The sequence below is a fragment of the Streptomyces sp. NPDC053750 genome (genome assembly GCF_044544295.1).
Lineage (GTDB): Bacteria > Actinomycetota > Actinomycetes > Streptomycetales > Streptomycetaceae > Streptomyces.
The window spans coordinates 252,750-265,773 of the sequence record NZ_JBITXB010000007.1; the positions used below are offsets into that span (position 1 = coordinate 252,750).

The following is a 13,024-nucleotide window of genomic DNA, read 5'->3' on the forward strand; positions in this document are numbered from 1 at the left end:
CTCGTAGTCTTGAGCGCGTGCAGGAACTCCACGACGCCCCCCTCGCCCCGCTGACCACCTTCCGGCTGGGAGGACCGGCGACCCGCCTGGTCACGGCCACGACCGACGCCGAGGTGATCGCCGCCGTCCGCGAGGCCGACGACACCGGCACGCCCCTGCTGCTCATCGGCGGCGGATCCAACCTGGTCATCGGCGACAAGGGCTTCGACGGCACCGCCCTGCACATCGCCACGCGCGGCCTCTCCCTGGAGGGCACGACGCTGGAGCTGGCGGCCGGCGAGATCTGGACCGACGCCGTCGCCCGCACCGTCGAGGCCGGACTCGCCGGCGTCGAGTGCCTGGCCGGCATCCCCGGCTCGGCGGGCGCCACCCCGATCCAGAACGTCGGGGCGTACGGTCAGGAGGTCGCCTCCACGATCACCGAGGTGACCGCGTACGACCGCAGGTCCCGTGAGACGGTCACCCTCGCCAACGCCGACTGCGCCTTCTCCTACCGCCACAGTCGCTTCAAGGCGGAACCCGAGCGCTATGTGGTCCTGCGCGTCCGCTTCGAGCTGGAGGACGCCGGCGGACTCTCGGCACCCCTCCGGTACGCCGAGACGGCCCGTGCCCTCGGCGTCGGACCCGGCGAGCGGGTGCCGCTGGCCACCGCCCGCGACACCGTGCTGAAGCTGCGCGCCGGCAAGGGCATGGTCCTGGACCCCGAGGACCACGACACCTGGTCGGCCGGATCGTTCTTCACCAACCCGATCCTCACGGACGAGGAGTTCGCCGCCTTCCGCGCGCGCGTGGACGAGCGCCTCGGCGCGGGCGTCGAGCCGCCCGCCTTCCCCGCCGGGGAGGGCCGCCTCAAGACCTCCGCGGCCTGGCTGATCGACAAGGCCGGCTTCACCAAGGGCTACGGCACCGGCCCCGCCCGCATCTCCACCAAGCACACCCTCGCCCTCACCAACCGCGGCGAGGCGACCACGGAGGACCTGCTGGCCCTGGCCCGCGAGGTCGTCACCGGCGTGCACGAGGCGTTCGGCATCACCCTGGTCAACGAACCGGTGACGGTCGGCGTCAGCATCTAGCCCGTGACGACAGGGCCTAGGCCAACCAGTCGTCGACGCCCGCCAGCAGCCTGCCCTTCACATCCGCCGGTGCGGCCGACCCCCGCACCGACTGACGGGCCAGTTCCGCCAGCTCCGCGTCCGTGAACCCGTGGTGCTGGCGCGCGATCTCGTACTGCGCCGCCAGCCGCGACCCGAACAGCAGGGGGTCGTCCGCGCCCAGCGCCATCGGCACCCCCGCCTCGAACAGCGTCCGCAGCGGCACGTCCTCCGGCTTCTCGTAGACGCCCAGGGCGACGTTCGACGCCGGACACACCTCGCACGTCACCTGCCGGTCCGCCAGCCGCTTCAGCAGCCGCGGATCCTCCGCCGCCCGTACCCCGTGCCCGATCCGGTCCGCCTCCAGGTCGTCGAGGCAGTCCCGCACCGACGCCGGCCCGGTCAGCTCACCCCCGTGGGGCGCGCTCAACAACCCCCCGTCCCGCGCGATCGCGAACGCCCGGTCGAAGTCCCGGGCCATGCCCCGCCGTTCGTCGTTGGACAGCCCGAACCCGACCACCCCCCGGTCCGCGTACCGCACCGCCAGCCGGGCCAGCGTGCGCGCGTCCAGCGGATGTTTCATCCGGTTGGCGGCGACCAGCAGCCGCATCCCGATCCCGGTGTCCCGCACGGTCGTCTCCACCGCGTCCAGGATGATCTCCAGCGCGGGGATCAGCCCGCCCAGCCGGGGTGCGTACGACGTCGGGTCCACCTGGATCTCCAGCCACCCGGAGCCGTCCCGCAGGTCCTCCTCCGCGGCCTCCCGGACCAGCCGCTGGATGTCCTCCGGCTCCTGGAGGCACGACCGTGCCGCGTCGTACAGCCGCTGGAAGCGGAACCAGCCCCGCTCGTCCGTCGCCCGCAGCCGCGGCGGCTCCCCGCTGGTCAGCGCCTCGGTCAGGGTGTCGGGCAGCCGCACGCCGTGCTTGTCGGCGAGTTCCAGCAGCGTCCCGGGCCGCATCGACCCGGTGAAGTGCAGGTGCAGATGGGCCTTCGGCAGCTCAGAGACATCACGTACACGCTCCATTCCGTGATCCTGCCGCACGACACGCCCGGCCCGACAGCACTTTCCCCGTACGTGGTCTTGCTCGCACAAACAAACAGGGCCACACCGGAACCGTTCCGGTGTGGCCCTGTCGAGGAACCGCTGAAGAGCGGCGCTCAGTCGCGCGCCTCCGCCAGCAGCTTCTGGATCCGGCTCACGCCCTCGACGAGGTCCTCGTCCCCGAGCGCGTACGACAGCCGCAGGTACCCGGGCGTACCGAACGCCTCGCCCGGCACCACCGCGACCTCGGCCTCCTCCAGGATCAGCGCGGCCAGCTCGACCGTGTCCTGCGGGCGCTTGCCGCGGATCTCCTTGCCGAGCAGCCCCTTCACCGACGGGTAGGCGTAGAACGCGCCCTTGGGCTCCGGGCACAGCACGCCGTCGATCTCGTTGAGCATCCGCACGATGGTCTGACGGCGCCGGTCGAAGGCCTCCCGCATCTTCGCCACGGCGTCCAGGTCACCGGAGACCGCGGCCAGCGCCGCTGCCTGGGCCACGTTGGACACGTTGGACGTGGCGTGCGACTGGAGGTTCGTCGCGGCCTTGACGACGTCCTTCGGGCCGATGACCCACCCGACCCGCCAGCCGGTCATCGCGTACGTCTTCGCGACGCCGTTGACCACGATGCACTTGTCGCGCAGCTCGGGCAGCAGCGCCGGCATGGACACCGAGAAGGCGTCGCCGTAGACGAGGTGCTCGTAGATCTCGTCGGTCAGCACCCACAGGCCGTGCTCGACGGCCCACTTGCCGATCGCCTCGGTCTCGGCCTCGCTGTACACGGCACCCGTCGGGTTCGACGGCGACACGAAGAGGACGACCTTGGTCTTCTCCGTGCGGGCGGCCTCCAGCTGCTCCACGCTCACCCGGTAGCCGGACGTCTCGTCGGCCACGACCTCGACGGGGACACCGCCGGCCAGCCGGATCGACTCGGGGTACGTCGTCCAGTACGGCGCGGGGACGATGACCTCGTCGCCCGGGTCGAGGATCGCGGCGAACGCCTCGTAGATGGCCTGCTTGCCGCCGTTGGTGACCAGGATCTGCGAGGGGTCGACCTCGTAGCCGGAGTCGCGCAGCGTCTTCGCGGCGATCGCGGCCTTCAGCTCGGGCAGCCCGCCCGCCGGCGTGTAGCGGTGGAACTTCGGGTTCTTGCAGGCCTCGATCGCGGCCTCGACGATGTAGTCCGGCGTCGGGAAGTCGGGCTCACCGGCGCCGAAGCCGATCACCGGTCGCCCGGCGGCCTTGAGGGCCTTGGCCTTGGCGTCCACGGCGAGGGTGGCGGACTCGGAGATCGCGCCGACTCGGGCGGAGACCCGGCGCTCGGTGGGAGGGGTTGCAGCGCTCATGACCCCCATCGTTCCAGACCGGAAACCTCCCCAGCACACGGGTTTCACGGACTGAACAGGACCGGACCACGCCCTGAACATGAGTCCGGACGTGCTTACTGTTCGACGCCCGGCCCGCGAGCACGTACACTCTCACCTCGTTGGCCTTCAACGGCCCGCGCTCATCGGGAGCACACCAGGCTTCCGGGCGGATGCGGTACGTTGGGGGGCACACAAAGGGTCGTAGCTCAATTGGTAGAGCACTGGTCTCCAAAACCAGCGGTTGGGGGTTCAAGTCCCTCCGGCCCTGCTACACACACCTTCGCCAGGATGTGTGCGCATGTACGTACAGCAATGCACCGCCGTGCGGCTCAGACCGGGCGCGGCACGGCCACGACCCGGAATCAGGTGAGGACGAGTGACGGACGCCGTGGGCTCCATCGACATGCCTGATGCCCAGGACGAGGCGCCGGACTCCAAGAAGAAGCCCCGCAAGGGTGGCAAGCGCGCCAAGAAGGGCCCGCTGAAGCGCCTCGCGCTCTTCTACCGCCAGATCGTCGCGGAGCTCCGCAAGGTTGTCTGGCCGAGCCGCAACCAGCTGACGACGTACACCACCGTCGTGATCATCTTCGTGGTCATCATGATCGGCCTGGTGACTCTGATTGACTATGGCTTCTCTCACGCCGCCAAGTACGTCTTCGGCTGAGTCGAGAGCGAAGGGCGCCGAGGTACCCGGCGCCCCTTTCGCGTGTTCCACCCCTATGTATCCAGGAAGAAGCAGCCACCGTGTCTGACCCGAACGTGAACGACGCCATCGAGCCGGTCGAGTCCGTCGAGGACGAGCTCGGCACCGTCGAGGGCGCCGACAACGAGGACACCGAGGCCTCCGCCGAGGCCGAGGCTGCCGACGACGCCGTCGTCGCGGAAGCGGAAGCGGACGAGGCCGCCGAGGCGCAGGACGAGAGCGCCGAGGACGAGGCCGCCGAGCCGACGGACGAGGACGAGGACGAGGCCGCCGAGGAAGAGGCTGCCGAGCCCGAGCCCGAGCTCGACCCGATCGAGGCGCTCCGCCAGGAGCTGCGCGTCCTCCCCGGCGAGTGGTACGTGATCCACACCTACGCCGGCTACGAGAACCGCGTGAAGACCAACCTCGAGCAGCGCGCCGTCTCGCTGAACGTCGAGGACTACATCTTCCAGGCCGAGGTGCCGCAGGAAGAGGTCGTGCAGATCAAGAACGGCGACCGCAAGACGATCCGTCAGAACAAGCTGCCGGGTTACGTCCTGGTCCGCATGGACCTGACCAACGAGTCCTGGGGCGTCGTCCGCAACACCCCCGGCGTCACCGGCTTCGTCGGCAACGCCTACGACCCGTACCCGCTGACGCTGGACGAGATCGTCAAGATGCTCGCCCCCGAGGCCGAGGAGAAGGCCGCCCGCGAGGCCGCCGAGGCCGAGGGCAAGCCGGCTCCGCAGCGCAAGGTCGAGGTCCAGGTGCTGGACTTCGAGGTCGGCGACTCGGTCACCGTCACCGACGGCCCGTTCGCGACGCTGCAGGCCACGATCAACGAGATCAACGCCGACTCGAAGAAGGTCAAGGGCCTCGTCGAGATCTTCGGCCGCGAGACCCCGGTCGAGCTGAGCTTCGACCAGATCCAGAAGAACTAGTACCTCACCGGAACTTCTGGACGTACCGCTTCCGACCAGGTCAGGCGAACGCTCACGCGTCGTCTGACCTGCTCGGTTTTTGGCCGCGCATCCATACCCGTTATCGTTGTGCGGTATGCCTGTGTCCGGGTAGCTCCCGAACGCGGGCAGGACCCGAATCGAAAGGACCCGGAGAGCTATGCCTCCCAAGAAGAAGAAGGTCACGGGGCTCATCAAGCTCCAGATCCAGGCCGGTGCCGCCAACCCGGCTCCGCCGGTCGGCCCCGCGCTGGGTCAGCACGGCGTCAACATCATGGAGTTCTGCAAGGCCTACAACGCCGCGACCGAGTCGCAGCGCGGTTGGGTCATCCCGGTGGAGATCACGGTCTACGAGGACCGTTCCTTCACCTTCATCACCAAGACGCCGCCGGCCGCCAAGATGATCCTCAAGGCCGCGGGTGTGGAGAAGGGCTCCGGCGAGCCGCACAAGACCAAGGTCGCGAAGATCACGCGCGACCAGGTCCGTGAGATCGCCACCACCAAGATGCCCGACCTCAACGCCAACGACCTGGACGCCGCCGAGAAGATCATCGCCGGCACCGCGCGTTCCATGGGCGTCACGGTCGAGGGCTGACCTCCACCCCCGTAAGCAAGCCACGCGGCGTCAGCCGCATGGTCAGGACAGTGTGGCAGGGCCTGCTCGGCCCGCACCACGACTCCTCAGAAGCCAACAGGAGCAGTAGTGAGCAAGCGCAGCAAGTCTCTCCGCGCTGCGGACGCCAAGGTCGACCGGGACAAGCTCTACGCCCCGCTCGAGGCCGTCCGTCTCGCCAAGGAGACCTCCACGACCAAGTTCGACGGCACCGTCGAGGTCGCCTTCCGCCTGGGTGTCGACCCGCGCAAGGCCGACCAGATGGTCCGTGGCACCGTGAACCTCCCGCACGGCACCGGTAAGACCGCCCGGGTCCTGGTCTTCGCGACCGGTGACCGTGCCGAGGCCGCGCGTGCCGCGGGCGCCGACATCGTCGGCGCCGACGAGCTGATCGACGAGGTGTCGAAGGGCCGTCTGGACTTCGACGCCGTCGTCGCCACCCCGGACCTCATGGGCAAGGTCGGCCGCCTCGGCCGCGTGCTCGGTCCCCGTGGTCTCATGCCGAACCCCAAGACCGGCACCGTGACCCCGGACGTCGCCAAGGCTGTCAACGACATCAAGGGCGGCAAGATCGAGTTCCGCGTCGACAAGCACTCGAACCTGCACTTCATCATCGGCAAGACGTCGTTCGACGACACCAAGCTGGTGGAGAACTACGCCGCGGCGCTGGAGGAAGTCCTCCGTCTGAAGCCGTCGGCCGCCAAGGGCCGGTACATCAAGAAGGCCGCCCTCAGCACCACGATGGGTCCCGGCATTCCGCTGGACTCCAACCGCACCCGCAACCTCCTCGTCGAGGAGGACCCGGCCGCGGTCTGAGCCCACGGCTCGCCCCACCGGTTCACGGGCCCCGCACCTTCCGAGGTGCGGGGCCCGTTCCCGTCTTCCCGCAGGGTTTCCCGGCATTTCCCGCAGGGTTTCCCCGTACGGGTGTCCGTGCGCTGGGTTAGCGTGCGGGCACGGGACTCGCACGGGGGTGGGGCGGATGACGCGCACGACGGGACGCCGTACGGTCGTCCGGGCCGCGGTGACGGCGGCGCTGGCCTGCGTCACCGCCTGCACCGTCTCGGACGGGCCCTCCGACGACCCCGGCGCGTCCCCGGCCCTCTCCGGCCCGGCGGCCGATTCCCTGCGCGACGTGGAGCGGGCCACCGGGCGGGCGGGGTCGGCCCGGGTCGAGTCCACGACCGTCATGGGCCGTGAGCTGTCCCTGGAGGCCGCCGGCGCCCTCGGCTGGGGCGACGGCCTCACCGGCACCCTGACGATCACGTACACGGGCGGCACGACGGCCGAGACGATGCGCCGGCTCGGCACCACCGCCATGGAGGCCCGGTACCTGCCCGACGCCTACTACGCCAGGATGGGCGACACCTTCGCCGACCGGGTGGGCGGCAGGCACTGGATCAAGTACGTCTACGCCGACCTGGAGGACCTCGGCGGCGGCGCGGGCGCCGGATTCGCGGACCAGATGCGCAGCACCACGCCCCAGCAGGCGGTGAAGCAGCTGCTGGCCGCCGACGACGTACGCAGGGTCGGCGAGGAGACGACCCGCGGCCGGCGCACCACGCACTGGACCGGCACGGTGGGCGGCGCCACAGCCCAGACCGTCGACGTCTGGGTCGACGACCGCGACCTGCTGGTCAAGAAGGTCGAGCGGGGGCGGACCCGGACCGGGGAGCTGATCCAGACCGCGTACTACAGCGACTACGGTGTCGCCGTGTCCGCAGAGCGACCTCCGGCCGCCGACACGGCCGACTTCAAGGAGCTGCTGAAGGCCCAGGGCCACGGCTCCTGAGCGCCCGTGCGCCCGGTGCGCCGAGTCGCCGTACGGTCGGATTTGCTTGACACTGCCCCGTTCACGTACGCTCCCACAGAAGCCAAAGACCGCTGGTCGTTGCCGTGTGCTCGCGAGAGGGCACGGTGGCCGAAGGATCCGCTGAACTGCGGACGACCCGCGCAGGTGACAGTGGATGAGCTCCCTTCGGTCCGCGCCTCGTGCGTGTGGCAAACGGTCGAGCCACGCCCCGTGCGCCTGCGCCGGGGCGTTTCGTTTTCCCCAGTCCTCCTTCGGGTCCGCGCGGTCCGAATCACCCGGAAGGAGGCCGAGGCTCTATGGCGACGCCCGACAAGGCTGCCGCGGTTGCCGAGCTGACGGACAAGTTCCGCAGCTCCAACGCCGCAGTGCTGACCGAGTACCGCGGTCTCACCGTGGCGCAGCTCAAGACGCTGCGCCGGTCGCTCGGTGAGAACGCCCAGTACGCCGTGGTGAAGAACACGCTGACCAAGATTGCGGCCAACGAGGCCGGGATCACGACGCTGGACGACCAGTTCAATGGTCCGACGGCTGTCGCCTTCATCACCGGTGACCCGGTGGAGTCGGCGAAGGGTCTGCGCGACTTCGCCAAGGACAACCCGAATCTCGTCATCAAGGGCGGTGTCCTTGAAGGCAAGGCGCTGTCCGCCGACGAGATCAAGAAGCTTGCGGACCTCGAGTCCCGCGAGGTTCTGCTCTCCAAGCTGGCGGGTGCCTTCAAGGGCAAGCAGTCCCAGACTGCGCAGCTCTTCCAGGCGCTTCCCTCGAAGCTCGTCCGCACCGTGGACGCGCTCCGTGCCAAGCAGGACGAGCAGGGCGGTGCCGAGTAACTCGGCTCGCTTTTTGATCCTCGCCGCATGAACCGCATGAGGTGAGGGTCGATGCGGGCCCGACGTACGCCCGCCTCACCCCGTACATCCGGCACCTGCCGAATTAGTGGAAGGACCGCCATCATGGCGAAGCTCAGCCAGGACGACCTGCTCGCCCAGTTCGAGGAGATGACCCTCATCGAGCTCTCCGAGTTCGTGAAGGCCTTCGAGGAGAAGTTCGACGTCACCGCCGCCGCCGCGGTCGCCGTGGCCGGCCCCGCCGCCCCGGGCGCCCCGGTCGAGGCCGAGGCCGAGAAGGACGAGTTCGACGTCATCCTCACCGGCGCCGGCGACAAGAAGATCCAGGTCATCAAGGTCGTGCGCGAGCTGACCTCCCTGGGTCTGAAGGAGGCCAAGGACCTCGTCGACGGCACCCCGAAGCCGGTCCTCGAGAAGGTCAACAAGGAGGCCGCTGACAAGGCCGCCGAGTCCCTCAAGGGCGCGGGCGCCTCGGTCGAGGTCAAGTAAGACCGCGAAGGCTCCACGGATCCGTCAGGATCTGTAACGCCGTAGCACTGAAGAGCGATCATCCATCCGGGTGGTCGCTCTTCGGCGTATCCGGAGCCCGGCGACGGCTGCCTTGCACGCGTGACGGCGGAGAGTATGGTGATCTTCGTCGTGCCGTCGCCGGGGCGCTGAGAGCCCTTCGGTGACAACCGGTTCGGGCAAGGGGGGCCTTGACGAACCGCACGCAGCGCGCAATTCTCAGGACGCGTCGTCACAGGATCCGAATCCGAGGCATGGATCGACGACGAAGAGGGCAGTATCTGGGTGCGTTGAGGGCGAGGCCTTACCGCACAGGTGGTGAGAACAACGAGGAGCGAACACGGTCCCCGAGAACCGCACTGGACATCAGTGAGCCAAGTGGCTACACTGACCCTTTGCGCTGCCTGTTAGCTGCCCCCTGCCCGTCACCAGGGGTCTGCCCTCGCCCGAGCACCGACGACCAGAGCTGTCCGACCTGGCCCAAGGCCACATCGGACACCCCCTGTCTTCGTGAACGGAAGAGGGGCCGGTACGCGCGTAGTGAGTCCGAGCCCTCGGAAGGACCCCCTCTTGGCCGCCTCGCGCAATGCCTCGACCGCGAATACGAACAACGCTGCCAGCACCGCCCCGCTGCGCATCTCCTTTGCAAAGATCAAGGAGCCCCTCGAGGTTCCGAACCTTCTCGCGCTGCAAACCGAGAGCTTCGACTGGCTGCTCGGCAACGACGCGTGGAAGGCTCGCGTCGAGGCGGCTCTGGAGTCCGGTCAGGACGTCCCCACCAAGTCCGGTCTGGAGGAGATCTTCGAGGAGATCTCGCCGATCGAGGACTTCTCCGGGTCGATGTCGCTGACGTTCCGCGACCACCGTTTCGAGCCCCCCAAGAACAGCATCGACGAGTGCAAGGACCGCGACTTCACGTACGCGGCGCCGCTCTTCGTCACCGCCGAGTTCACCAACAACGAGACCGGCGAGATCAAGTCCCAGACGGTCTTCATGGGCGACTTCCCGCTCATGACCAACAAGGGCACCTTCGTCATCAACGGCACCGAGCGTGTCGTGGTGTCGCAGCTGGTCCGTTCGCCGGGTGTCTACTTCGACTCCTCCATCGACAAGACGTCCGACAAGGACATCTTCTCCGCCAAGATCATCCCGTCCCGGGGTGCCTGGCTGGAGATGGAGATCGACAAGCGCGACATGGTCGGTGTGCGCATCGACCGCAAGCGCAAGCAGTCCGTGACCGTCCTGCTCAAGGCCCTCGGTTGGACGACCGAGCAGATCCTCGAGGAGTTCGGCGAGTACGAGTCCATGCGCGCCACCCTGGAGAAGGACCACACCCAGGGCCAGGACGACGCGCTGCTCGACATCTACCGCAAGCTGCGTCCGGGCGAGCCCCCCACGCGTGAGGCCGCGCAGACGCTGCTCGAGAACCTCTACTTCAACCCGAAGCGCTACGACCTCGCCAAGGTCGGCCGCTACAAGGTCAACAAGAAGCTCGGCGCCGACGAGCCCCTGGACGCCGGCGTTCTCACCACCGACGACATCATCGCCACGATCAAGTACCTGGTGAAGCTGCACGCCGGTGAGACCGAGACGGTCGGCGAGTCGGGCCGGGAGATCGTCGTCGAGACCGACGACATCGACCACTTCGGCAACCGCCGCATCCGCAACGTCGGTGAGCTGATCCAGAACCAGGTCCGTACGGGCCTCGCCCGTATGGAGCGCGTCGTGCGCGAGCGCATGACGACCCAGGACGTCGAGGCGATCACGCCGCAGACCCTGATCAACATCCGGCCGGTCGTCGCCTCCATCAAGGAGTTCTTCGGCACCAGCCAGCTGTCGCAGTTCATGGACCAGAACAACCCGCTGTCGGGGCTGACGCACAAGCGTCGTCTGAACGCCCTCGGCCCGGGTGGTCTCTCCCGTGAGCGGGCCGGCTTCGAGGTCCGCGACGTGCACCCGTCGCACTACGGCCGCATGTGCCCGATCGAGACGCCGGAAGGCCCGAACATCGGTCTGATCGGCTCGCTCGCCTCGTACGGCCGGATCAACCCGTTCGGCTTCATCGAGACGCCGTACCGCAAGGTCGTCGACGGCCAGGTCACCGACGAGGTGGACTACCTGACCGCCGACGAGGAGGACCGCTTCGTCATCGCGCAGGCCAACGCCACGCTCAACGACGACATGCGGTTCGCCGAGGCCCGCGTCCTGGTCCGCCGTCGTGGCGGCGAGGTCGACTACGTCCCCGGTGACGACGTCGACTACATGGACGTCTCGCCGCGCCAGATGGTGTCGGTCGCGACCGCCATGATCCCGTTCCTCGAGCACGACGACGCCAACCGTGCCCTCATGGGCGCGAACATGATGCGTCAGGCGGTGCCGCTCATCAAGAGCGAGTCCCCGCTGGTCGGCACCGGCATGGAGTACCGCTCCGCCGCCGACGCCGGCGACGTGGTCAAGGCCGAGAAGCCGGGTGTGGTCCAGGAGGTCTCCGCGGACTACATCACCACCACCAACGACGACGGCACGTACATCACGTACCGCCTGGCCAAGTTCGCCCGCTCCAACCAGGGCACCTCGGTCAACCAGAAGGTCATCGTCAACGAGGGCGACCGGGTCATCGAGGGCCAGGTCCTCGCCGACGGTCCGGCCACCGAGAACGGCGAGATGGCGCTCGGCAAGAACCTGCTGGTCGCCTTCATGCCGTGGGAGGGTCACAACTACGAGGACGCGATCATCCTGTCGCAGCGCCTCGTGCAGGACGACGTCCTCTCCTCGATCCACATCGAGGAGCACGAGGTCGACGCCCGTGACACCAAGCTCGGCCCCGAGGAGATCACCCGGGACATCCCGAACGTCTCCGAGGAGGTCCTCGCCGACCTCGACGAGCGCGGCATCATCCGCATCGGTGCCGAGGTCGTCGCCGGCGACATCCTCGTCGGCAAGGTCACGCCCAAGGGCGAGACCGAGCTGACGCCGGAGGAGCGCCTGCTCCGCGCGATCTTCGGTGAGAAGGCCCGTGAGGTCCGTGACACCTCGCTGAAGGTGCCGCACGGTGAGATCGGCAAGGTCATCGGTGTCCGCGTCTTCGACCGCGAAGAGGGCGACGAGCTGCCGCCGGGCGTGAACCAGCTGGTCCGCGTCTACGTCGCGCAGAAGCGCAAGATCACCGACGGTGACAAGCTCGCCGGCCGTCACGGCAACAAGGGCGTCATCTCCAAGATCAACCCGATCGAGGACATGCCGTTCCTGGAGGACGGCACGCCCGTCGACATCATCCTGAACCCGCTGGGTGTCCCGTCCCGAATGAACCCGGGACAGGTCCTGGAGATCCACCTCGGCTGGCTCGCCAGCCGCGGCTGGGACGTCTCCGGCCTCGCGGAGGAGTGGGCGCAGCGCCTCCAGGCCATCGGCGCCGACAAGGTCGAGCCCGGCACCAACGTCGCCACCCCGGTCTTCGACGGTGCGCGTGAGGACGAGCTGGCCGGTCTGCTCCAGCACACCATCCCGAACCGGGACGGCGAGCGCATGGTGCTCCCGACCGGTAAGGCGAGGCTGTTCGACGGCCGCTCCGGCGAGCCGTTCCCGGACCCGATCTCGGTCGGGTACATGTACATCCTCAAGCTGCACCACCTGGTCGACGACAAGCTGCACGCCCGGTCGACCGGCCCGTACTCGATGATCACCCAGCAGCCGCTGGGTGGTAAGGCCCAGTTCGGTGGCCAGCGCTTCGGTGAGATGGAGGTGTGGGCGCTGGAGGCTTACGGCGCCGCGTACGCCCTCCAGGAGCTGCTGACCATCAAGTCCGACGACGTGACCGGCCGCGTGAAGGTCTACGAGGCCATCGTCAAGGGCGAGAACATCCCTGAGCCCGGCATCCCCGAGTCCTTCAAGGTGCTCATCAAGGAGATGCAGTCCCTGTGCCTCAACGTGGAGGTGCTGTCCTCGGACGGCATGTCCATCGAGATGCGTGACACCGACGAGGACGTCTTCCGCGCTGCGGAGGAGCTCGGCATCGACCTGTCCCGGCGCGAGCCGAGCAGCGTCGAAGAGGTCTGACGGGAGTTTCGGCAGGCCTTGAGCGATCAAGGCCTGCCGGCCCCAGGAC

The 13,024-nt window shown here is 68.4% G+C and carries 11 protein-coding genes and 1 tRNA gene; 10 read left to right on the top strand and 2 right to left on the bottom strand.

Annotation, left to right across the window (positions count from 1 at the left end):
- The first annotated feature begins 17 nt into the window (after positions 1-17).
- Complete coding sequence (locus ACIGO6_RS21830; protein WP_399878630.1) at positions 18-1,073, top strand: UDP-N-acetylmuramate dehydrogenase; 1,056 nt, start codon at positions 18-20, stop codon at positions 1,071-1,073.
- Positions 1,074-1,089: 16 nt separating this feature from the next.
- On the opposite strand, the gene ACIGO6_RS21835 is transcribed toward ACIGO6_RS21830, so the two are convergent.
- Positions 1,090-2,118, bottom strand: coding sequence for an adenosine deaminase (locus ACIGO6_RS21835; RefSeq protein WP_399878632.1), 1,029 nt, complete (start codon positions 2,116-2,118; stop codon positions 1,090-1,092).
- 134 nt (positions 2,119-2,252) lie between these two features.
- The gene (locus tag ACIGO6_RS21840) at positions 2,253-3,479 is read right to left on the bottom strand and encodes a pyridoxal phosphate-dependent aminotransferase (protein ID WP_399878633.1); all 1,227 of its coding nucleotides are present in this window, start codon (positions 3,477-3,479) and stop codon (positions 2,253-2,255) included.
- A gap of 216 nt (positions 3,480-3,695) precedes the next feature.
- On the opposite strand from ACIGO6_RS21840, the gene ACIGO6_RS21845 reads away from it, so the two are divergent.
- From ACIGO6_RS21845 to rpoB, 9 genes are all read left to right on the top strand, one after another.
- Positions 3,696-3,768 (top strand) — tRNA-Trp (locus tag ACIGO6_RS21845).
- A 108-nt stretch (positions 3,769-3,876) separates the two neighbouring features.
- Entirely contained in the window at positions 3,877-4,164 is a 288-nt protein-coding gene (gene secE / locus ACIGO6_RS21850) for a preprotein translocase subunit SecE (RefSeq protein WP_189229172.1), read from the top strand.
- An 80-nt stretch (positions 4,165-4,244) separates the two neighbouring features.
- Positions 4,245-5,123, top strand: coding sequence for a transcription termination/antitermination protein NusG (gene nusG / locus ACIGO6_RS21855; protein WP_399878634.1), 879 nt, complete (start codon positions 4,245-4,247; stop codon positions 5,121-5,123).
- 178 nt (positions 5,124-5,301) lie between these two features.
- Positions 5,302-5,736 carry a 50S ribosomal protein L11 gene (rplK, locus tag ACIGO6_RS21860; protein WP_006130605.1) on the top strand — a complete coding sequence of 145 codons (435 nt, stop codon included), beginning with the start codon at positions 5,302-5,304 and terminating at the stop codon, positions 5,734-5,736.
- A gap of 108 nt (positions 5,737-5,844) precedes the next feature.
- Positions 5,845-6,570 (top strand): 50S ribosomal protein L1, encoded by a 726-nt coding sequence (gene rplA / locus ACIGO6_RS21865; protein WP_161166429.1) that lies wholly within the window; start codon positions 5,845-5,847, stop codon positions 6,568-6,570.
- Between the two features lie 166 nt (positions 6,571-6,736).
- Entirely contained in the window at positions 6,737-7,546 is an 810-nt protein-coding gene (locus ACIGO6_RS21870) for a hypothetical protein (protein WP_399878636.1), read from the top strand.
- A 317-nt stretch (positions 7,547-7,863) separates the two neighbouring features.
- Positions 7,864-8,394 (top strand): 50S ribosomal protein L10, encoded by a 531-nt coding sequence (gene rplJ / locus ACIGO6_RS21875; RefSeq protein ID WP_399878638.1) that lies wholly within the window; start codon positions 7,864-7,866, stop codon positions 8,392-8,394.
- A gap of 123 nt (positions 8,395-8,517) precedes the next feature.
- A complete protein-coding gene (gene rplL / locus ACIGO6_RS21880; protein WP_399878640.1) occupies positions 8,518-8,901 on the top strand; it encodes a 50S ribosomal protein L7/L12 in 384 nt (127 codons plus the stop codon).
- 588 nt (positions 8,902-9,489) lie between these two features.
- Positions 9,490-12,975, top strand: a complete 3,486-nt coding sequence (rpoB, locus tag ACIGO6_RS21885; RefSeq protein ID WP_399878642.1) for a DNA-directed RNA polymerase subunit beta — start codon at positions 9,490-9,492, stop codon at positions 12,973-12,975.
- Positions 12,976-13,024: the final 49 nt, after the last annotated feature.